The following is a 20,695-nucleotide window of genomic DNA, read 5'->3' on the forward strand; positions in this document are numbered from 1 at the left end:
ATCATTTACTATTCTTAGATAAACGTGCAAAAATGGTATCCAGCGATTCCCGCTCCAGGCAAATTTCTTCCAATTGCCATCCTTTCTCTACACTCCGGGCAATGACCTGTTGTGTAATACCGGCCGGAGCTGTGAAATATACGCGATACTCCCTGGGGGTCAACGGTTCGACTTCCGAAATGCCATCGATATTTTTCAATTCTTCCGGAGCCGGCGGATTACCGAAAGTCACCAAAAAAGAACAAGGTTCTACATAATTATTAAATTCTTCCATCGTACCCGAAAAAATCATATGACCGTGTTCTATCATTTTGATCTTATCACAGGTGGCCTGTACTTCCGACAAGATATGGGTAGAAAGCATAACTGCCCGTTCAGCAGCGATCTCCTTAATCAGGTGTCTGACCTCTACGATCTGCACCGGATCGAGCCCGTTAGTCGGTTCGTCCAGTACCACAAAGCGCGGATTATGAACGATTGCCTGTGCAATTCCCACCCGTTGCTGATAACCCCCGGACAAATTTCCGATCAACCGCTTTTTAAAATGTGTAATGCCGCATTTAGCTTCGGCCGTATCTACTGCCTGCCGGATTTCCCGGGCGTCCATCAGCCGCAGACGTGCACAATAAGTCAGGTATTCATCAACGGATAATTCCGGATATAAAGGTGGCCGTTGCGGTAAAAAACCGATATACTTCTTGGCCTCTACCGGATCGGTCCTCAAATTGATACCGTTGATAAAAACCTCCCCTTCGGTCTGATTCAAAACCCCACAGATAATATTCATCGTCGTCGATTTACCTGCTCCGTTAGAACCCAATAACCCCAAAATCCCCCTCTGACTGATTTCGAAATTAATGTCTTGAATAGCCCACTGTGTTGCATAACGATGCGATAAGTGCCGGGCTTCTACGATTGTTTCTCCCATAAATAAGCTGATTATTTTAGTTAAGTTAAGACATGAAAAAAGCCGGGTAAGCCGCTTTCTCACCCCCATTCATCATTATATCAGGTAATTGTTATATTATTTGAACTACGACAGTACGACCGGTCACCAGAAACCGTATATTAGTGGCTTTTTCCAACATCCGCAAAGCGACGGAAAAATCATCGTACCTCTCCAAATCTCCGGTAAAATGAAAATTTTTGAGTTCCTCGTTTTGATAAAAAACAGAAATATTATACCACCGGGCCAGACTGTTCAAAATATTTTCCAGAGGTTCATCTTCAAAAATAAATTTACCGTCCTTCCAAGCCGAAAAATAGTTTGCATTCACCTCTATTTTGTGAAATCTCCGATGCCGTAAGTCACAGACTGCCTGTTGATCAGGTGCCAGTTCCAAAGCTTCCTTCCCCATCATAACCCTGACTTTTCCACAATTCAGCGTCGTTTTTACCACCTCATCCCCCGAATAAGCCTGCACATTGAACTCTGTCCCCAATACCTCTACTTTCAATTTATCGTATACATTCACGATAAAAGGATGCAAGCTATCTTTTTCCACTTTAAAATAAGCCTCTCCTTTTAAACTGACCTGCCGGGTCTGCCCCGTAAATACGACCGGAAAACGAATTTCCGAATCAGCATTCATCCACACATAGCTCCCATCCGGTAGCCGAACTTCATATTCCCCACCACGGGGTACAACGATCGTATTGTACTTGATTTCGGCCTGTTCTGCGGCCTGTAAATCTTGCAGACAATATTCCGCCAACAGACCGGTATTCTTTACAGTCACCGATTCATCCACCTGAATTTCCTGGTTCAGGGAATCCTGCAAAATAATCTGTTTGCCTTCGTTCGTAATCAGAACTGCTTTCGAAGATCCCGGATGAATGGACTGGACCAATAAGTCTGAAGGCTGCAAACGGCTATACCGGTTATACACCAGTAAAGTCCCGACACCGATCAATAACAGCAGACAGGCTACCACCCGGTAACGGGTGAAGAAACGGCGTTTTCGTACAGGAACGTCAGCAATCTGTTCCCGAAGTTTATGCCACACTCCGTCTACATCCAATCCGTCCACATATAAATTTCTCTTTTGCAACTCGGCCTGGTTCCTGATTTTTGCATAAAGACGGGCATGCTCCTCTTGTAAGCTCCAAGCTTCCAGTTCTGCCTGCTCTTCAGCGGTGATAATACCTAACCACTGTCTTCTGATCAGATCTGCCATCCGGTATTCTTCCTGATACTCCATTTCATTGTACATTCAAGATTCTGTCCTAAGAACACACAAAGATTGTAAAAGGATGAATGGGAATCATTTTTTTTATTTTTTCCGGAATAAAATATACAACAACACGGGGAAATAACCTTTCAGGGAATTTTTCAACATTTTCAGTGCGTTGTATTTCAGGGTTTTTACAGTAGTAACTGCGATTCCCAATATTTCCGAGATTTCTTTATTTTGCTTTCCCTCGAGAGCCAGCCGCATAATTTTTCCACTTTGTACAGGTAATTCCGCAATTGCATTAGAGATCAAGCGATATGTTTCTTCCTGTATCAGTTGTTCTTGAAAAGAAAGTTGTTTATCAGACAGTTCGATCTGGGAAAAATCGATCGTTTTCTTTTTATCTCTCAGGTAATTATAACAAAGATTACGCACTGCAACGTAAAGAAAAGTCCTGAAATCCGGTATTTTGTCATATTCCGCCTTTTTTTCCCATAAACGGATAAAAACATCCTGTACAATATCCTCTGCCACTTCCCTGTTAGCGACCAATTTTCCGGCAATCACACACATAGAGGGATAATACTGCCGAAATAATGCCTCAAAAGCACTCAAATTCCCACACTTGATATCTTCAAAAAGGATTTCTTTATTCATTCACGTTGCACAACTTTTACCGACGAAGCTAAAAATAATAATCAATTTCAGACCTCAGGATATTTAAAACCACGGTATCAGCACTGAAAGTCTCCTTAGGATCACTTCCGTAAAACCGAACAAATATAATTACTTTTTTCTTATTGAAAAGCAAAAAATATTCGTTTCTTCAGGCGATTCACACTCCATCACACTGATTACAAACCACTTAACCAAACAAACTTCTATTTATTTTTAAGCGTTCATTCATTTCCCCGACCGTTTCTATCCACCGGATAAATATTGATGCAAAAAGTATATCTTTGCATTCAGATAAAATAACAAAATCGTATGGTATCGAGAAATCTGACCCAGGAGGAAATCACCCGGCTGCAAGCACAAGGCTGCAGTTCGACAGATTGGCAACGTGTAAAAGTTGCTTCCGGATTTAAAACCGATTATATACAAAATGTCCGTTTTTCAGGAGATATCGAACTAGGTATATTCGATTACGAGTTCATTTTAGAGGGAGGACTCCCCAGACATGCCGGTTTGTTCAATGTCACTTTACACAATTGCCGGGTGGGTAATAATGTCCTGATCGAAAATATCCCCAATTATATCGCCAACTACCGGATCGGAGAAAATTGTTTTATACAGAATGCCAATCTGATCGTAACGGAAGGACGTTCGTCCTTTGGAAACGGAACTTTAGTGGCTGTATTGAATGAAACCGGAGGACGGGAAGTGCCTATTTTCAATGAATTATCGGCCCATCTGGCTTATATTATCGCCCTATACCGCCATTTTCCTGTCCTGACCGAGCGTCTCAAGGCACTGATCGAACGATATACCGAGCAAGTGTCCTCGACAGAAGGAAAAATCGGTAATCACGTACGAATCATCAACACCGGAACGATCCGTAACGTCTGCATAGGCGATTACACGACCATCGAAGGTACATCCCGTTTGAAAAACGGTTCCATCAACAGTAATGCAGAAGCACCGGTATTTATCGGTCATAATGTGATGGCTGAAGATTTCATTTTTTCTTCGGGCACCTGTATCAACGACGGAGCAGCTTTAGTACGGTGTTTCATCGGGCAAGCCTGTCATTTAGGCCATCTGTTCTCAGCTCATGATTCTCTATTCTTCAGCAATTGCCAGGGAGAAAACGGAGAGGCTTGTGCCGTATTTGCCGGTCCTTATACGGTGACCATGCATAAATCCAGTCTGTTGATCGCCGGTATGTTCTCTTTTCTGAATGCCGGTAGTGGTTCAAACCAAAGCAATCATCTTTATAAATTGGGACCCATCCACCAAGGTATCGTCGAACGCGGTTCGAAAACAACCAGTGATTCTTATATACTCTGGCCGGCGAAAATCGGGGCTTTTTCTTTGATTATGGGGCGACATGTCAGCCATCCGGATACTTCGGACCTGCCTTTTTCCTATCTGATCGAACAAAATAACCAGACTTATCTGGTACCGGCAGTCAATCTAAGGAGTGTCGGTACGATCCGGGATGCTCAGAAATGGCCCAAACGTGACAAACGCAAAGACAGCCATCAACTCGATTATATCAATTTTAACCTGCTCAGTCCCTATACCATTCAGAAAATGCTGAGCGGTATAGAAGTACTCCGCACCCTGCAACAGGTGTCCGGTGAAACTTCGGAAGAATATTCATACCAAAGTGCACACATCAAAAGTAATTCCCTGAAAAAAGGTATCCAATATTATTCCATGGCTATCAACAAATTTCTAGGGAACTCGATCATTAAAAGGCTGGAAAACCTGACATTTCACAACAACGAAGAGATCCGCCAGCGCCTGGCCCCTACCCGGACAGAAGGTAGCGGCGAATGGGTAGACCTTTCCGGTCTGATCGTCCCCCAACAAGGGATCATCCGCCTGATCCGCCGGATAGAAAACGGAGAGATCGAATCTGTCGGACAGATCACGGATACTTTCCGCCAACTTCATGCCGACTATTATCAACTCGAATGGACCTGGGCTTGGGAAGTCATGCAACCCTGGTACCGGGTCACACCTGAAAGTATCACAGCCGGGGATGTGATCCGGATAGTGAATACCTGGAAAGAAGCTGTGGTCAATCTCGATAAAATGCTTTATGAAGATGCGAAAAAAGAATTTTCCATGACAGCTCAAACCGGTTTCGGAGCCGACGGTAATCAAAAACAAAAGAAGATCGATTTCGAACAGGTACGGGGAGCTTTTGAAAATAATCCTTTCGTGGAAACCGTCCAGGAACACATAAAGGCAAAAACCGCTTTAGGTGATGAATTGATCGAACGATTAAAAAATATTTAAAAATAATTGGATATAAACTAAAAATTATATTTCTTTGTAAAGCCGGATACAAGAGGTATCGGCATTTTTTTATTTCATGTAGCGTTTTCAAAAGCGCCTTAGAATCAAGAAACTGGTAATTTCAATTGTGATTCATTTACAACAACTAAGGCGGATATTGACAACGCTCGCGTAGTGAGTACGTATATAAATATACATATTCTAAGCGTGAGCTTGTCTTACCCGGTTGTTGTGGAATACCAGTTCCCTTGATTCCGGGTATGTGCAAGTTCCACGCTTATTTTTTTATTAAAAAGTACGCAAAACTTGCCTGTCCCCTATTATATAGCGGAGTTCCAAAAACCCAGCAGGCAGTCGGCAAATCAATCGTTTCTTTCCAGACTTTCGGTTACCGGCTGTTTTTTATGAAAATCCACCTTTTTATCCTATCTTTGCGTGAAACAAATCAAATCTGGGAAATTATGTCAGAATGTATAGAACATCCGGAGAATGCTCCGGAATATGAAGGATTAAAGGTGAACAAAGGCATCGAGCAGCCCGATCCCATGAATCCCAATATTGCTGCGCGCCTGAAAAATATACGGAGGCAAACCCTGACCACCGACGATTATGTCGAAGGTATTCTGAAAGGAAACATCAACATCCTAAGCCAGGCGATCACGCTGGTAGAAAGTGCCAAACCCGAGCACCAGGCCGTTGCCCAGGAAGTGATCAACCGTTGCCTGCCCTCCTCCGGACGGTCTGTACGGATCGGTATCACGGGTGTACCGGGAGCCGGCAAGAGTACTTTCATCGAAAGTTTCGGAAAATATCTCACCGGCCAGGGACATAAAATCGCTGTATTGGCCATCGACCCGAGTAGTGAACGGTCGAAAGGAAGTATCCTGGGCGACAAGACCCGTATGGAAGAGCTTGCCTGTGATCCTCATGCTTACATTCGGCCTTCCCCGTCAGCAGGTTCCTTAGGTGGTGTCGCCCGGAAAACCCGCGAAGCCATGATCCTTTGTGAAACAGCCGGCTTCGACATCATCCTCATCGAGACGGTCGGTGTAGGCCAAAGCGAAACAGCCGTACACTCGATGGTCGACTTTTTCCTGCTGGTACAAATTGCCGGAGCCGGAGACGAGCTTCAGGGCATCAAACGGGGAATCATGGAAATGGCCGACAGCATCATTATCAACAAAGCCGACGGGAACAACATTCAACGGGCAGAACTAGCTAAAGCGCAGCTCCAGACCGCCCTGCACTTTTTCCCGCCCCACGAATCCGGCGTCATGCCCAAAGTCATGACTTGTTCCGCTTATGAACGCACCGGTATCGATGCTATTTGGGAAAATATCCTGCACTATTGCAGTGAAACTCAACAAAACGGTTATTTCGATGTCCGCCGTGCCGAACAATCCAAATACTGGATGTACGAAACCATCGACGAACAATTACGCAACCATTTCTATCAAAGCCAAAAGGAAAATTTAAAAATAGCAGAAAAACAGGTCATGAGTAATCAGGTCAGCTCCTTTGCCGTTGCTTTCGAACTGTTGGACAACTATTTCAATACAAACAAATAGAGGAGCGCTATCCCGATTACCGAGACTGCCCGAAAAGTCGAATCTATGACTTTTCGTAATTAGCATCTTATTCAAAAATCGGCCCCCTGCTGATTGGTGGAACTGAAACTACTGACCTATCTATCAGAACTGCAGATTCGCCAATCAGCATACTGAAAAAAGTAAACTTAGCAAAGTGAATACAAACCTTTCGAACCAAATATGAAAAGCTGTCTGTTCATCTTTATTTTTGCAAGCCTTTGGGGCAGTTGCCGAAATCGATATCCTTCAGAAAGAATGCTGAATCAAGCTGCACAATTGATTTATTCCTCCCCTCAACAAGCTTTGAAGCTGCTGGATTCCATTTCCCAAAAAATATTAAAACGGAATGCCCGTCACAACCTATATTTATTAAAAGTTCATGCTGCTTACGAAGCCTATCAGGATATCTCGGTATATCCTCCCCTTTCTAATACAGCCCGATATTTTCAGCAACAGGGTGATTCAACCAAAGCAGGGTGGGCCTATTTATTTACGGGTATCATGGACAGCAAGAACGGTTATTATGAAAAAGCCTCTATCAACCTGTCGGAAGCAAAAGAGAATGCACCACGACAAGACAGTATGCTCTTATTTCAAATTCATTATCACCTCGGAGAGCTATATAAACTTCGCCGTGACCAACAAGCGAGTATCGAATCTTACCAAAAAGCCATAGAATATCACTCTCCCCAGAATAAATACAGCAATTATGAAATGGGCGACTGTCTGCTCAACACCAGACAATATGCAGCAGCCCGGACATATTATAAAAAGGCCGAGCTAAACGCTTTGAATTTACAGGATTCGGTAAATGTGGCTTACCTCATGTTGCAGATCGGTATTTCTTATTCGAACACACAAAATACAGCGAATGCAATTCTTTACACGCATAATGCCTTAAAATATGATCCGAATCCGGAGTTTCAGAAACAGGGTTATCTCCTTTTAAGTGAAATTTATCTACATCGCCAACAGCTGGATTCTGCCAGGTATTATCTGAAAAAGGCATCCGTGTCAACGGACGATTCGGAAAAATTACAAGCCCAATATTATAAACAACTATACCAAATTGCCGAGTTAAAGAAAGACTATCAGTCGGCATTAAATCATTATAAGAAATATACGACCTATATTACAGATTACCAACTAAACAAGACCGAAGAACGCATCGACAATATCGTCAACCGCCACCACCAAAAGAAATGGCAACGCGAAAACCGCAGGCTGGTCCGCCAGCGCATGCTATTGGTCAACGGTAGCCTCGTTCTGGCTTTACTTTTTATACTACTAGCCACTTATATCGGTATCTTATTGAAAAAAAGACGGGAAAAATACCTGAACGCCTGCCAAATGATCGAAACTCTACAGCATTTATGCCAAGAACAAAACCGATGTCAGGATAAATTTAAAGAACTGTTGTTGAATAAATTGGAAGTATCCAAAAAATTAGCTTTTATTTCAAGCTATCCCCATGACAAGCATCAGGCATTTTTAAAAATGTATAATGAAATTCTGGGAGACATCGGACAGACCGATTTAAACTGGGATGAACTCTATTTCACCATAAATTATTTATACAACAATTTCCAGCAAAAATTGAAGGATAAGTTTCCTTCCCTGAACGAAAAAGAAATTCAATTGTGTTGTCTGATCCGAGGTGGTTTCAAAACCGATGAAATCGCTTTTGTCATCCGGCAAAGTGTCTATTCAATCCACAAACGGAAAACGGCTATCCGGAAAAAATTGGGTATGGACGAACGGGCCGATATCTTAACAATAATACTCTCCTTACTGGACAATTCATAGAAGAAAAAGCAGGATAAATACGACCTTACAATTCAATTTCATTTTTTTACCAAATTTACAAACCTGTCCAATCACAACAAACTGATTTACAGACACACATTTTTCTGTTTTACAATTACAAAAACACAAATTACAAATACAGAATCCACAAAATAAGATAAGGCACCTACATACCAGATTACACCATTTAGAATTTGTATTTAATAGAATTTTGGCAGTTAATATATGTTTACCCTAAATGTATCACTGAATTGCAAACCGACTCTGATCCGGGAAAGATCATTCTCCCCCGGGAAATCCATACATATCTTCGTTAAAATCCATACATATCTTTTTTAAAATTCGTCCGTATCTTTTTGGAAAAACATACGGGAGAAAATCCGGAAACATACGCCCGAATGAAACAAAAGGACGAATATCCTGAAATCACTCACCGAAACCCTACAGCAGGAATATACGGCAAGCAGTACTCCTATCATTTACCTATAAAACAGACTGCCCCCGTTTAGATTCCCGAATAACAAGTCTCCAGTTTCCACCCCTTATAAACGAATTATCACCTTTTACCAATTTTTCTTAATACTATTTTTATAACAAACTCACAATCAGTGTATAAAAAAACAACATTACAATTAGAAACAAGAGGTATATTAATTGAATCCTTAATTTATTCTATAATTTTAATCCATCAATTTTAATTTTTAAAACTATGAATAAACTATTAAAATGTATTAGTATAATTTTATTATTTTTTTTCTTGTGAAGAAAAAATAATAGAAAAAGAAGATCTTCCTTCAACTAAAGGCTGTTCCCAACAGAATTCCTATGAAATTATAGACGGTATTCTACATTTCAAATCTCCCGAAGCAATGAGTACATTAGTAAATGTGTTAGAAAAAATGTCTGATGAGGAATTTTTTGCATGGGAAAAAACAAATAATTTTTATTCGTTATATCATGCAATTTCAAATGCAGAGGAAGATATTTTTTCTGATAGTGTATCTTTTGAAAAGAAATTAAAACAATACGAAAATTTAGTGTATTTAGATGAAAATGAAACAATTCAAGCCAAAGTACCCTCTCGATTATATCAACTAATTTGTAATAATGAGGGATATTTTTTCATCAATAAATATAAACATCAAGTGATTTCAGATGAAATTATTACTAAAGACAATCAACTTAGGAACATAGAAAGCAGAAAATATATTGTTAACAACTCTCCCCAAACACGAACAAAACAAGAACCAAGATACCCCATAGCTTCTTCAACATATACAGGTAATAAACGACGTGTACATGTTACAGTATTATATATTCGAGAAATTGTTCGAAATACTAACGGAGAATGGGTTGGAAAGCAAATATTACAATTAGAATCTACATCATACAAAAGAGTATTAGGAAGATATAAAAGGTACAAAACAGTCCATTCTGTAGATGTTCTTGGTTTTTATTGCTCAAAAGGAGTTTATAAGAAAGAAGACGGAAATTACTCCACACGCAATGTAAGATTCGAGGGCTTAGGAGGTGGAGGTTCTGTTGGAGAAAAAAAGACTATGACAATGAACTATTTTTTATCTCCCTCAAATTTATGGATTCCAGAAAAATATATTTCCATTAATGAAAAAGATATAAGTTTTGTACAAACTAGAGTTAGTACTCGTGGTACAGGTAATAGCGGGGCTGTTGTTGTTTATACAAGAGATTCATTTATTTCTTTGCCCTTTATTATTCCTACCACAGGAACCCCACAAATTATAAGGCCTTTAATAACAGAAAATTTTGGAGAATGATGAAAAAATGCTCAGTAATTACCGGTATGATTTTAGCAAGCCTTTTACTGTTTATGAACAGTTGCGAGAAAGATTACCTGAATGCGGAAGAGATTAGTTATTCGTTGACCGTTTCGGATACCGTTTATCTGAATGAACCTGTAACCATCAAGGGAGTGATCAACCAGGACTTAGATATCAGAGTCTATTGGGAAAACTGGAATAATGATCATTTGATCGGCGTGCTCAAACCGTACCGGGACTCTATTGTCTGGATACCGGAAAACATAAAAGAAGGGCCAGCCAATCTGTTGACACAAATCGCTTATAAAAGTGGAAGAAAGAACCAAACGAACCTCATGGGCGGGAAAAATATCGTGATTAAAAAAAGATAACATTCAGAATCACGGAAAGCTTCACCACGTCATCAGCACAAATCCCTTCCCGGATAGCTTGTTCTATCAATAACAGGCATACCTGGATGGGATTTACGTATAAATAAGGAATCAGGCCAATAGTTCCCTCTCCTGGGAAAATTCCGGGAAATCGTCCAGAAAACAGAAGTCGTTTTCCTGATTCATATAACCGCAAAAATGGCGAACCCCATTGGTAATGGCTACATAGGGAGCTGCCAGTGTCAGATTATAGCGAAACACCTGGTCGAACACTTTTTGGGTAAGTGCCACAGCAGGCGCTTTACATTCGACCAGCAGCCAAGGATTACCGCTCCGGTCGAAAACCACGATATCGAAACGCCTTTTCAGGCCATACAGTTCAATTTCTCTTTCGACGGCAACCCGGGAGATCGCATATCCTTTCTTTTCTACCAGATAATGCACCACATGTTGCCGTACCCATTCTTCAGGCGTCAGGACCACATACTTCTTCCGGACGATATCGAATATCATCACCGTCCCGTTTTGCTTTTTCACCTTATAATCGAATCCCGGTAACGAAAGCTCTAACATATCCTTCACTATTTTTCTCCTCGCTTTATTTTCGCCTTTAGTTTATAGCCTATGACTTTTTCACCTCCAACAAACTACTATCTCCATAACTCAAAAACCGGAAATCATGAGTCAGCGCGTAATCATAAATTTTGTGCCAATCCTCTCCGACGGCCGCACCGACCAATAACAACAAGGTACTTTGGGGTTGATGGAAATTAGTGAACATGGCATCGATCACCCGATAGCGGTACCCGGGAACAATAATAATCGTCGTACGGGCTTTCAGCAACTCCTGACAAGCTGTGTCGAACCAACCGCACAAGGCTTCCATGGCTTCCCTCAAAGAATAATCCTGAGGTAAAGTATACGCTTCCCATTGTCCTAGCGTAAAAAAATCCTCCTGTCCTGCCAGGCGTTTCACCCCCATCCAGTATAAACTTTCCAACGTACGTACCGAGGTTGTTCCCACTGCAACGATATCACCGGTCTTCTCCTTCAATTGTTCTACCAATTCGCGGGAAATGACCAAATGTTCCGTATGCATATCGTGATCTCCGATCGTCTCTGCTTTTACCGGCCGGAAAGTACCTGCCCCGACATGCAAGGTCAATTCCCGGACATGCACACCTTTCTCTTTCAGATCGTTTAAAATCGCCCGGGTAAAATGTAATCCGGCAGTCGGAGCTGCCACAGACCCTTCTTCTTTGGAATACACCGTTTGGTATCGGACTTCATCGGAAGCTTCCGATTCCCGGTTCAGATAAGGAGGGATCGGAATCCGGCCGCATCCTTCCAGCACTTCACTGAACGAAAGACCTCCCGTCCAGCTAAAACGGATAATCAACTCCCCCTCTTGTTGCCGCACCTTTTCGGCGGTTAACCGATAGGTCGCTTCGCCATAGGTAAAGTCACAGGCAATGCTCCCTTCCTTCCATTTTTTCAGGTTCCCCACCATACAACTCCATTCACAACTATCACGAGCTGCAAAATTCTGAGCATAATCGACCGGCAGATACGGTTCGAGACAAAACACTTCGATCACAGCTCCTGTCGCCTTGCGGAAAAACAGACGGGCATGAATGACTTTCGTATTGTTGAACACAAGCATCTGTCCAGCCCTAAGGAGGCGACGCACCTCTGAAAAACGACTTTCTTCTATCCGTCCACCCCTATATATCAACAATTTAGAAGCCTCTCGTTCGGCCAAAGGGAATTTTGCTATCCGTTCGTCGGGCAAATTGTAAGTATAGTCTTCAATCCTTATATTCCTGAGTTTATCCAGTTCTCTATCCATATCATTTTGTCGTTTGACAATAATATTCTATTTTTATGTTCTGAAAGGCCGGGGATTGCATTTTGCAAAATCGGTCAAAGATAGTGAAAGGTGAGAACAGTGACAAATGAAAATTTATTTTCAATTTGACCCTACTGAACCGCATCCTAATCTTATCCAAAGATAACAAAAAGATCAAAGATCAGGTTATGAAAACAAAGAAAGACATTGTAGACAATTGGTTACCCCGGTATACGGGAAGAGAATTAAAAGATTTTTCAAAATATATTTTACTCACCAACTTCGAATATTATCTGGAACTATTCTCCGAATTATATCAGGTACCTATCGTCGGAGCAGACAAGACCATGCCTAATGTCTCCTGTAACGGGATTACGCTGGTCAATTTCGGTATGGGCAGTCCGAATGCCGCCACCATACTGGATTTACTTTCGGCCATAGAGCCCGAAGCCGTGCTTTTTATCGGTAAATGTGGCGGGATTAAGGAAAAGAACTCCGTGGGTGATTATATTCTTCCCATCGCTGCGATAAAAGGCGAAGGAACCTCCGACGATTATCTGCCTCACGAAGTGCCTGCCCTACCGGCTTTCAGCATTCAAAAAGCCTGTTCGAAGGCCATCACGAATCATGGGCGGGAATATTATACCGGCGTAGTCTACACGACGAACCGACGGGTATGGGAATACGACGATCGTTTTAAAGAATACCTGAAAAGTACCCGGGCCATGGCGGTCGATATGGAAACGGCCACGATCTTTACTGTCGGTTTTGCCAATCGTATCCCGACAGGTGCCTTACTGTTAGTCTCCGACCGTCCCATGATCTCCGACGGAATAAAAACAGCCGAATCGGACAAACACGTCACGCAGAATTTCGTTAAACAACATCTGGAAATAGGCGTAGAGGTCCTGAATAATATCAAAGAAAAAAATTACTCCGTAAAACACCTGATTTTTTAATCGAAGATGAAGAAACAAATTTCTTATTTTCTACTTTTTACTTTTTATCTATTTCTTTTTTCGTGTAAAGAAAAACAAAATTCTTCCGTTCCGCCAGCCGACACCCGGGTGGAATGGATAAAGAAGACCTGGGACTTCGGTAACATCACCCAAGGTGAAACGGTAACCCATACCTTCTATTTCAAAAACACAGGGACCCAAAACCTGCTGATTAAAAATGTGGAAACGGGATGTGGATGTACAACAGCCGATTATGACAAAGCTCCCGTTCGCCCCGGGAAAGAAGGAAAAATAGAAATTGCCTTCAACTCTGAAGGCAGATACGGTAAACAATACAAAGAAATCCGTATATTTGCAAACATTCCGGAAAAACAGGTTATCCTGAGTTTTACCGCGACTGTAAAAGAATAAAATCAAATCATTTTAAATTAATAAACAACAATTATGAACACATTACTTATTGTATTACAACAACAAAGCAACGGTTTAATGAATTTCTTACCCTTGATCCTGATCATCGTCGTATTCTGGTTCTTTATGATTCGTCCTCAGATGAAAAGACAGAAAGAATTGAAAAACTTCCGTGACTCACTGAAAAAAGGAGATAAGATTGTGACGACCGGAGGTATTTATGGAAAAGTACTCGAAATCGGGGATTATTATATTATCATGGAAGTGGAAGGCCAAAACCGCCTGAAAATCGACAAATCGGCAGTTATAAAAGACATGACCGACGCTACTCCGGCAAAATAAATCACCCGACCGACGTCCGGAACGATTGGCAGACCTATGCACTGACCGAACTACGGATCAGCGGCTTCAGTCCTGCCAATCCTCTTCGCCGGTCTGTCTCTGAAAAGAAAGCCGATCCCCCGAAAACCGACGGATCGATGTGACTATTTTATCATAAAAACCGATTCCATGTACTTGCCCAAAGTCAACCTTCAGCAAATCCAGCAGTTTAAGGAGAAATACCTCAACCGGAATATCGTCTCCTACCTGATTTGTGTTGTCATAGCTTCCATCTTATGGTTTCTGAACACTTTGAGCAAAGATTATCTGACAGAAATAACCTATCCGGTCAAGTACACCAATTTCCCCGCGGGAAAATATCCCGTTGCAGAACTCCCCACCCAAATCCAGCTCACGGTAAAAGCCAAAGGATTTGCTTTATTGGGACATAGCATCCGCACTTCTTTTCTGCCCATTACTTTTAATGTAGGCAGTTATTGTAATCATGCCCTCTCCGACAAGGCAGGCATACAGGAATTCATCCTGAACACCAACGACATCAAAGACAAAATCAGCAGTCAATTAAATACGGAAATTCAATTACAGAGTGTAGCTCCGGAAGAGATCGTATTCCAATTCGCACAATCGGGCCGGAAAAAGGTAGCCATCCGGCCTATTGTGGATTACACCCTGAAAAGACAATATATCGTCAACCAGATAACGGTAGCTCCCGATAGTACCTGGATAGAAGGACCGGTCAATATACTGGACACTTTACACTGTATCCCGACCGAACTTATCAAGCTGAAAAATATCAGTAAAAATATAACCCGTACAGCAGAATTAGTCGCTTTACCCTATTGCACTCCTCAGGAAACCGCTGTGGAAGTCGATATACAAGTAGAGCAATTTACGGAGGCCAGGAAGATCATCCCGATCACCCCCCTTCATGTCCCCGATTCTTTGACGCTCCGGCTCTTCCCGGATAATGTCAATATCAGTTATGAAATAGGACTGAGTAAATACGATAAAATTACAGCCAGCGATTTCATCTTTTCTGTAGATTATCCGAAAAATGCAGATGTCACTTATCTGGAAGTCAAGGTTGTAAAAGCACCGGATTACATCAAAAACTTGTCCTATACCCCCCAAAAGGTCGAATATATATTGGAAAAAAAATAATGATACATTCTATCGGTTTAACAGGTGGCATAGGTTCAGGGAAGAGTACGATCGCCGGTATCTTGAAACAACTGGGTTATCCGGTCTATCTCGCCGACCCGGAAGCTTCCCGGTTAATCAATCGTTCTGTAGAAATCCGTAACGACCTTACCGGTCTGTTCGGGGCGGATCTGTATACCCCCCGAGGAATGCTCGACAAAAAATTATTAGCGGATATCATCTTCAAAAATCCACAAGCCCTGAGTCAGGTGAACCGGATCGTTCATCCCCGGGTAATCCGTGATTTTCAACACTGGCGGGAACAGCAGAACAGTCCTTTGGTCTTCTTCGAATCGGCTATTCTTTTTGAAGCCGGTCTCACCCGTCATTTTGATTTTATTATTTGTGTAACAGCATCAGAAGCCACCCGTTTAAAAAGAGTGATTCTTCGGGATGCGACGAATGAAGACAAGGTAAAAGAAAGAATGCAAAACCAGGCTGCCGACACAGAAAAATGTAAAAATTCGGATTTCATCATTTACAACGACGAGGACCATATGGTCGTACAGCAAGTCCTGGATGTTTTGAATAAGTTGAATTTAAAAATACAATAAATAGTCATGGCAAAATATGGAAAATGGATTGGTGCAGGTTTAGGATTAGCACTGGGGGGACCTCTCGGTGCTTTATTCGGATTGTTTATCGGGTCGATGTTCGACAACATCCAGACCATTGCGATCCCATCGGACGGGGGACCTATTCCTCCGGGCCAAACCGGGCGTGGTGATTTTACTTTCAGTCTGACCGTGTTGGCGACCGCAGTGATGAAAGCCGACGGCCGGATCATGCGTTCCGAACTCGATTATGTCAAAACATTTCTCATCCGGAATTTCGGCATCGAAGCCACACGTGAGGCCATGCAAATGATCAAAGAACTGAGTACACGAGATATCCCTGTCGACGATGTATGTCAGCAAATCCGTTTTCAGATGCCTGAAGCTTCTAAAGTACAATTGCTCTATTTCCTGTTCGGTATTGCCAAAGCAGACGGCACCGTCAGTACGGCCGAGATCGGTCTGCTCGAAAATATTTCCAACCGGCTGGGCATCGATCATGTCACTTTCATGTCCGTAAAATCCATGTATTACGATGACATCGAATCCGCCTATCAGGTTTTGGGCATCGACAGCAGTGCCAGTAATGAAGAGATCAAAAAAGCTTACCGCAAAATAGCAATGGAAAATCATCCCGATAAAGTAGGGCACCTCGGAGAAGATATCCGGAAAGCTGCGGAAGAAAAATTCAGCCGGATCAACGTCGCTTACGAAAAGATCAAAAAACAAAGAGGCATGAATTAGTATCAGATTGTAAGATGAACATTTTCAATTTCCAATTAAATGCACTAGTTTTGCAACTCATTTTTGTGAAACTTCAAATAACGAACTATGTTAAAAGAAATTTTATCCATTTCAGGAAAGCCTGGTTTACAAAAACTGATCAGTAATTCTTCTAATGCCATTATCGTCGAATCACTTATCGATGGCAAGCGTTTCCCCGCCTATTCAAATTCAAAAATTATTGCACTGGAAGATATCTCTATTTATACTGAGGCTGAAGATATGCCTTTGAAAGAAGTTTTCAAACGCATTTCTGCTAAAGAAAATGGAAAATCTGCACTGAGTCACAAAGAACCTACTGAAAAAATTCTGGCTTATTTCGAAGAGATCGTTCCGGAATATGATAAGGAACGGGTATATGTCTCGGATATGAAAAAAATCATTCAGTGGTACAACCTGCTCACCGAGAAGGGAATGCTGGACCTGGATGAAGAAGCCAAAGAAGAAGAGAAAAAAGAAGCATAACCTCCTCCTAAAACATAAAGGAGTCGGGGTGCCCCGAAAGGCTTTCGGACCATCTCAACTTCTTTTCATTTCTGACCACCGATGTTTCAATTCAAGCGATTCGTCATCCATCAAGAACATACTCCGATGAAAGTCGGAACAGACGGTGTATTATTAGGAGCGTGGGCAGAGCTTGAAGAGGCGGCGTCCATTTTGGATATCGGTACGGGGACCGGCCTGATCGCACTCATGGCAGCCCAAAGAAACGCACAAGCCCGGATCGATGCCCTGGAAATCGAACCGGCGGCCTGCCGGGAAGCCGCCTATAACATTCGAATCAGTCCGTGGGCCGAACGTATCCGGTTATATCCCCAGGCCTTGCAAGCCTTCTTTCCTGCTATCGGTTATGACTGTATCCTTTGTAATCCTCCTTTTTTCGTACACTCCACACCGGCACCGGATAACGGCCGTAGTTTAGCGCGGCATACCGGCACGCTTCCCCATACCGAATTGATCGTTCATGCCGAACGCCTGCTTACACCTCACGGTAAGTTCCAGGTAATTCTCCCTGTAGAAGAAGCTTGCCAGTTAATCGCCTATGCCAGGCGATACCATTTATTCCCCCGGAAAATCACCCGTGTACATCCCAATCCGGGAAAAGCCCCCAAGCGGCTTCTTATCCAACTGACAAGACAAGCTCTTCCTCCGGTCGAAACAGATCTGACCGTAGAACTTTCCCGCCATCATTACAGCGAAGAATACATCGCTTTGACCCGTGAATTTTATCTAAAAATGGAATAACTGCCTGATTTTTATCTTTTTTAGGGAAATTTCCCGGTTTTAAAGAAATCTATCCGGACATTTAACGATCCATTAACTGTAAATTATTCGGAACCGCCTTATCTTTGTCATGTCAAAACGAAGAATAAAAGACACGTTTTTTTCATAAGTTTGTATGTTTAGGTTAGTAGTTAGTAATTAATAAGAGATCGGTTTCCCCGGTCTCTTATTTTTTTCTATCTTTATCCATTGAAATCATTAACAACACTCAAATTTACGACTTTGTCCATGAAAACTCTTTTATTTGTCTGTAGTCTTCTTTTATGTCTGGGCATAACCGGTTGTCGTCAAAATGAAAAGGAACTCAAAATAACGGCCTACGTAAATCCTTTTATCGGTACCGACGGTCACGGCCATTGTTTTCCGGGAGCGATCCTGCCCTTCGGCGGTATTCAGCTCAGCCCCGATAATCCCCGTAACGGTTGGGACTGGACCTCAGGTTATCATTATTCCGACAGCATCATATCCTCTTTCTCTCACACTCATCTAAGCGGCACAGGTATCGGTGATCTGCAAGATATCCGGTTTCTTCCGGTGAGCACTACACCGGATACATCGATCAGCCCTGCTGCTTATATCCAATCGGGATATGCCCGTTTTTCCCACCGCAACGAGCAGGCCGAACCCGGCTATTACAGTGTCGTATTCGACAACGGTATAAAAACAGAATTATCCGTCACCAACCGATGCGGTATCCATTACTATCAATACCCTGCCAACTCGGCCCATGCTCTGACTATCGATTTAACCACCGCCCGCAACTGGGACCGAACGACAGAAACAAGTATCCGTAAAGTCAACAGCCGAACCCTCGAAGGTTACCGGAAATCGCAAGGCTGGGCCAATGACCAGCGGGTGTACTTTATCATCGAATTTTCACAGGATTGCGAAGTATTAGCAGGATACAAGAAATTCTCTCCTCTCGAAAACGGGCAGAAAATAACCGACAAAGGATGTTATCTCTATGTCGATTTCGGCCAGAAGACCAATAAAATCCTGGCCAAAATCAGTATTTCGTCTGCCAATACCGAAGGAGCGATAGTCAATCTGGAAAAAGAACTCTCCCACTGGAGCTTTGACAAAGTGAAAAGGGATGCCAACCACGCCTGGAAAAGACAGCTCCAAAAAATCAAAGCAGAAGGCCGGAACGAAGCCGACTTAGAAAATTTTTATACCGCTTTGTATCATGCTTACACAGCACCTTATCTCTTCTCGGATGTAAACGGTAATTATAAAGGCCCCGATAAAGAAATCCACAGTGTTCATAAACACAACCAATATTCGGTATTTTCCCTTTGGGATACTTACCGGGCAGCACATCCCTTATTCACCATCACCCAAAAGAAACGGGTATCGGATATGATCAATTCTATGCTCAAGCACTATGATGCCTATGGCTTACTACCCGTTTGGGAACTAGCGGGCAACGAAACGTTCTGTATGATCGGTAACCATGCCATCCCTGTTATCACCGAAGCCTATCTGAAAGGCATCCGCAATTTTGATGTCGAAAAGGCTTACGAAGCGATGAAAAAAACGTCGCTCACCGACCGGGCCGGTATGGGTGTTTACCGGAAATACCATTATATTCCTTATGAGCTCGAAAACGAATCGGTATCCAAAACGCTCGAATATGCTTACGATGACTGGTGTATCGCTCAAATGGCCAAAGCCCTGCAAAAAGAAGACGACTATCTTTTCTTTTTAAACGCCTCCCGCAATTACACCAATCTTTTCGACCCCGGTACCGGTTTTATGCGGGGCAAATCTTCTGCCGGAGAATGGAAAACACCCTTCTCCCCGCTCTATTCCAACCACCGGGACGATGAATATACCGAAGGTAACGCCTGGCAATATTCCTGGCTGGTGCAACACGATGTCGAAGGGCTGATCGCCCTGCACGGAGGTGCCGAAGCTTTTATAACCAAACTCGACAGTCTCTTTACCCTGGATGCCCGGCTGGAAGGCGAAAATGCCTCTCCCGACATCAGTGGTTTTATCGGACAATATGCCCATGGGAACGAACCTTCCCATCACATCGCTTATTTATATAATTATGTCGGGCAGCCACACAAAACCCAGCTGTATGTCAACAAAATTCTGACCGGATTATATCACAATACTCCGGATGGCCTTTGCGGGAATGAAGATTGCGGGCAAATGTCCGCCTGGTATGTCTTCTCGGCCATGGGCTTTTACCCGGTCAATCCGGTCGAGGGAAAATACCAGTTGGGCGCTCCGCTGTTCGACAAAATAACCCTCTCGACAGGACCGGAGAAAAAATTCGTCATCACAGCCAACAAAGAGTCGGACGGGCACATCTATGTACAGGAAGTATATCTGAATGAGAAAAAACTCGACCGCACCTGGATCACTCACGAAGAGATCATGAATGGCGGAGAATTGAAATTCGTCCTGTCTACCCACCCTTAAAGAAGAAACACAAATAAAAAAGGCGGTTGTCCTAAGTTCATTTTTTAACTTCCGGCAACCGCCAAGCGATAAATAGGGATATTCAGTAAATGTCCCTATAAAATACAATGGCATATGAAGATGCCCCAGTATAATCACTTCATATGTCATTTTTATTGTCATTTTTCTGTA

Annotated in this window: 19 protein-coding genes; 14 read left to right on the top strand and 5 right to left on the bottom strand. The window is 42.6% G+C overall.

From position 1 onward, the window contains the following. Window position 1: 1 nt before the first annotated feature. The 3 genes from AC5RDS_RS08785 to AC5RDS_RS08795 form a co-directional block, all read right to left on the bottom strand. Window positions 2-928 (bottom strand): ABC transporter ATP-binding protein, encoded by a 927-nt coding sequence (locus AC5RDS_RS08785; protein ID WP_494222306.1) that lies wholly within the window; start codon window positions 926-928, stop codon window positions 2-4. Between the two features lie 91 nt (window positions 929-1,019). Then, window positions 1,020-2,201 carry a FecR family protein gene (locus AC5RDS_RS08790; protein WP_049782952.1) on the bottom strand — a complete coding sequence of 394 codons (1,182 nt, stop codon included), beginning with the start codon at window positions 2,199-2,201 and terminating at the stop codon, window positions 1,020-1,022. A 72-nt stretch (window positions 2,202-2,273) separates the two neighbouring features. Next, window positions 2,274-2,831, bottom strand: coding sequence for an RNA polymerase sigma factor (locus AC5RDS_RS08795; protein WP_046403981.1), 558 nt, complete (start codon window positions 2,829-2,831; stop codon window positions 2,274-2,276). A gap of 330 nt (window positions 2,832-3,161) precedes the next feature. Between AC5RDS_RS08795 and AC5RDS_RS08800 the strand changes: the two genes are divergently transcribed. The 5 genes from AC5RDS_RS08800 to AC5RDS_RS08820 all read left to right on the top strand — a co-directional run bounded on the left by AC5RDS_RS08800 (window position 3,162) and on the right by AC5RDS_RS08820 (window position 10,709). Beyond that, window positions 3,162-5,144, top strand: coding sequence for a DUF4954 family protein (locus AC5RDS_RS08800; RefSeq protein ID WP_013613715.1), 1,983 nt, complete (start codon window positions 3,162-3,164; stop codon window positions 5,142-5,144). 473 nt (window positions 5,145-5,617) lie between these two features. Further along, window positions 5,618-6,712, top strand: coding sequence for a methylmalonyl Co-A mutase-associated GTPase MeaB (meaB, locus tag AC5RDS_RS08805; protein WP_041557649.1), 1,095 nt, complete (start codon window positions 5,618-5,620; stop codon window positions 6,710-6,712). Between the two features lie 276 nt (window positions 6,713-6,988). Continuing rightward, a complete protein-coding gene (locus AC5RDS_RS08810; protein ID WP_041557057.1) occupies window positions 6,989-8,539 on the top strand; it encodes a tetratricopeptide repeat protein in 1,551 nt (516 codons plus the stop codon). A gap of 869 nt (window positions 8,540-9,408) precedes the next feature. Continuing rightward, window positions 9,409-10,335: a hypothetical protein gene (locus AC5RDS_RS08815; protein WP_013613706.1), complete on the top strand. Its 927-nt coding sequence runs from the start codon at window positions 9,409-9,411 to the stop codon at window positions 10,333-10,335. After that, a complete protein-coding gene (locus AC5RDS_RS08820) occupies window positions 10,332-10,709 on the top strand; it encodes a hypothetical protein (RefSeq protein WP_041557056.1) in 378 nt (125 codons plus the stop codon). The genes AC5RDS_RS08815 and AC5RDS_RS08820 overlap by 4 nt, the downstream gene beginning before the upstream one ends. Window positions 10,710-10,820: 111 nt before the next feature. Here the strand turns inward: AC5RDS_RS08820 and AC5RDS_RS08825 are convergent, their stop codons facing one another. Both AC5RDS_RS08825 and AC5RDS_RS08830 read right to left on the bottom strand, forming a co-directional pair. Continuing rightward, on the bottom strand, window positions 10,821-11,282 hold the full coding sequence (locus tag AC5RDS_RS08825) for a type I restriction enzyme HsdR N-terminal domain-containing protein (RefSeq protein ID WP_013613704.1): 462 nt from the start codon (window positions 11,280-11,282) through the stop codon (window positions 10,821-10,823). Window positions 11,283-11,331: 49 nt separating this feature from the next. Further along, on the bottom strand, window positions 11,332-12,558 hold the full coding sequence (locus AC5RDS_RS08830; RefSeq protein ID WP_046450679.1) for an S-adenosylmethionine:tRNA ribosyltransferase-isomerase: 1,227 nt from the start codon (window positions 12,556-12,558) through the stop codon (window positions 11,332-11,334). A 188-nt stretch (window positions 12,559-12,746) separates the two neighbouring features. On the opposite strand from AC5RDS_RS08830, the gene AC5RDS_RS08835 reads away from it, so the two are divergent. From AC5RDS_RS08835 to AC5RDS_RS08875, 9 genes are all read left to right on the top strand, one after another. After that, complete coding sequence (locus AC5RDS_RS08835) at window positions 12,747-13,517, top strand: AMP nucleosidase (RefSeq protein ID WP_013613702.1); 771 nt, start codon at window positions 12,747-12,749, stop codon at window positions 13,515-13,517. Between the two features lie 6 nt (window positions 13,518-13,523). After that, entirely contained in the window at window positions 13,524-13,928 is a 405-nt protein-coding gene (locus AC5RDS_RS08840) for a DUF1573 domain-containing protein (protein WP_046402881.1), read from the top strand. 33 nt (window positions 13,929-13,961) lie between these two features. After that, window positions 13,962-14,270, top strand: coding sequence for a preprotein translocase subunit YajC (gene yajC, locus AC5RDS_RS08845; protein ID WP_013613700.1), 309 nt, complete (start codon window positions 13,962-13,964; stop codon window positions 14,268-14,270). 168 nt (window positions 14,271-14,438) lie between these two features. Then, window positions 14,439-15,431 (top strand): YbbR-like domain-containing protein, encoded by a 993-nt coding sequence (locus AC5RDS_RS08850; protein WP_013613699.1) that lies wholly within the window; start codon window positions 14,439-14,441, stop codon window positions 15,429-15,431. Continuing rightward, entirely contained in the window at window positions 15,431-16,024 is a 594-nt protein-coding gene (gene coaE, locus AC5RDS_RS08855) for a dephospho-CoA kinase (RefSeq protein ID WP_013613698.1), read from the top strand. Before AC5RDS_RS08850 ends, coaE begins: the two co-directional genes overlap by 1 nt. A gap of 6 nt (window positions 16,025-16,030) precedes the next feature. Then, window positions 16,031-16,768: a TerB family tellurite resistance protein gene (locus tag AC5RDS_RS08860; RefSeq protein WP_013613697.1), complete on the top strand. Its 738-nt coding sequence runs from the start codon at window positions 16,031-16,033 to the stop codon at window positions 16,766-16,768. An 87-nt stretch (window positions 16,769-16,855) separates the two neighbouring features. Beyond that, window positions 16,856-17,272: a DUF5606 family protein gene (locus AC5RDS_RS08865; RefSeq protein WP_013613696.1), complete on the top strand. Its 417-nt coding sequence runs from the start codon at window positions 16,856-16,858 to the stop codon at window positions 17,270-17,272. Window positions 17,273-17,353: 81 nt separating this feature from the next. After that, window positions 17,354-18,052, top strand: a complete 699-nt coding sequence (locus tag AC5RDS_RS08870; RefSeq protein WP_046450681.1) for a tRNA1(Val) (adenine(37)-N6)-methyltransferase — start codon at window positions 17,354-17,356, stop codon at window positions 18,050-18,052. A 267-nt stretch (window positions 18,053-18,319) separates the two neighbouring features. After that, complete coding sequence (locus tag AC5RDS_RS08875) at window positions 18,320-20,524, top strand: GH92 family glycosyl hydrolase (protein WP_494222307.1); 2,205 nt, start codon at window positions 18,320-18,322, stop codon at window positions 20,522-20,524. Window positions 20,525-20,695: the final 171 nt, after the last annotated feature.

It is taken from the genome of Odoribacter sp., assembly GCF_985060555.1.

Coding starts and splice junctions, on each gene's coding strand:
- AC5RDS_RS08830 (WP_046450679.1), bottom strand. CDS start 12,558: ATGGATAGAGAACTGGATAAACTCAGGAATATAAGGATTGAAGACTAT.
- AC5RDS_RS08840 (WP_046402881.1), top strand. CDS start 13,524: ATGAAGAAACAAATTTCTTATTTTCTACTTTTTACTTTTTATCTATTT.
- AC5RDS_RS08870 (WP_046450681.1), top strand. CDS start 17,354: ATGTTTCAATTCAAGCGATTCGTCATCCATCAAGAACATACTCCGATG.
- AC5RDS_RS08785 (WP_494222306.1), bottom strand. CDS start 928: ATGGGAGAAACAATCGTAGAAGCCCGGCACTTATCGCATCGTTATGCA.
- AC5RDS_RS08800 (WP_013613715.1), top strand. CDS start 3,162: ATGGTATCGAGAAATCTGACCCAGGAGGAAATCACCCGGCTGCAAGCA.
- AC5RDS_RS08790 (WP_049782952.1), bottom strand. CDS start 2,201: ATGGAGTATCAGGAAGAATACCGGATGGCAGATCTGATCAGAAGACAG.
- coaE (WP_013613698.1), top strand. CDS start 15,431: ATGATACATTCTATCGGTTTAACAGGTGGCATAGGTTCAGGGAAGAGT.
- AC5RDS_RS08860 (WP_013613697.1), top strand. CDS start 16,031: ATGGCAAAATATGGAAAATGGATTGGTGCAGGTTTAGGATTAGCACTG.
- AC5RDS_RS08835 (WP_013613702.1), top strand. CDS start 12,747: ATGAAAACAAAGAAAGACATTGTAGACAATTGGTTACCCCGGTATACG.
- AC5RDS_RS08850 (WP_013613699.1), top strand. CDS start 14,439: ATGTACTTGCCCAAAGTCAACCTTCAGCAAATCCAGCAGTTTAAGGAG.
- AC5RDS_RS08795 (WP_046403981.1), bottom strand. CDS start 2,831: ATGAATAAAGAAATCCTTTTTGAAGATATCAAGTGTGGGAATTTGAGT.
- AC5RDS_RS08820 (WP_041557056.1), top strand. CDS start 10,332: ATGATGAAAAAATGCTCAGTAATTACCGGTATGATTTTAGCAAGCCTT.
- AC5RDS_RS08875 (WP_494222307.1), top strand. CDS start 18,320: ATGAAAACTCTTTTATTTGTCTGTAGTCTTCTTTTATGTCTGGGCATA.
- AC5RDS_RS08825 (WP_013613704.1), bottom strand. CDS start 11,282: ATGTTAGAGCTTTCGTTACCGGGATTCGATTATAAGGTGAAAAAGCAA.
- AC5RDS_RS08810 (WP_041557057.1), top strand. CDS start 6,989: ATGCTGAATCAAGCTGCACAATTGATTTATTCCTCCCCTCAACAAGCT.
- AC5RDS_RS08865 (WP_013613696.1), top strand. CDS start 16,856: ATGTTAAAAGAAATTTTATCCATTTCAGGAAAGCCTGGTTTACAAAAA.
- yajC (WP_013613700.1), top strand. CDS start 13,962: ATGAACACATTACTTATTGTATTACAACAACAAAGCAACGGTTTAATG.
- AC5RDS_RS08815 (WP_013613706.1), top strand. CDS start 9,409: ATGAGTACATTAGTAAATGTGTTAGAAAAAATGTCTGATGAGGAATTT.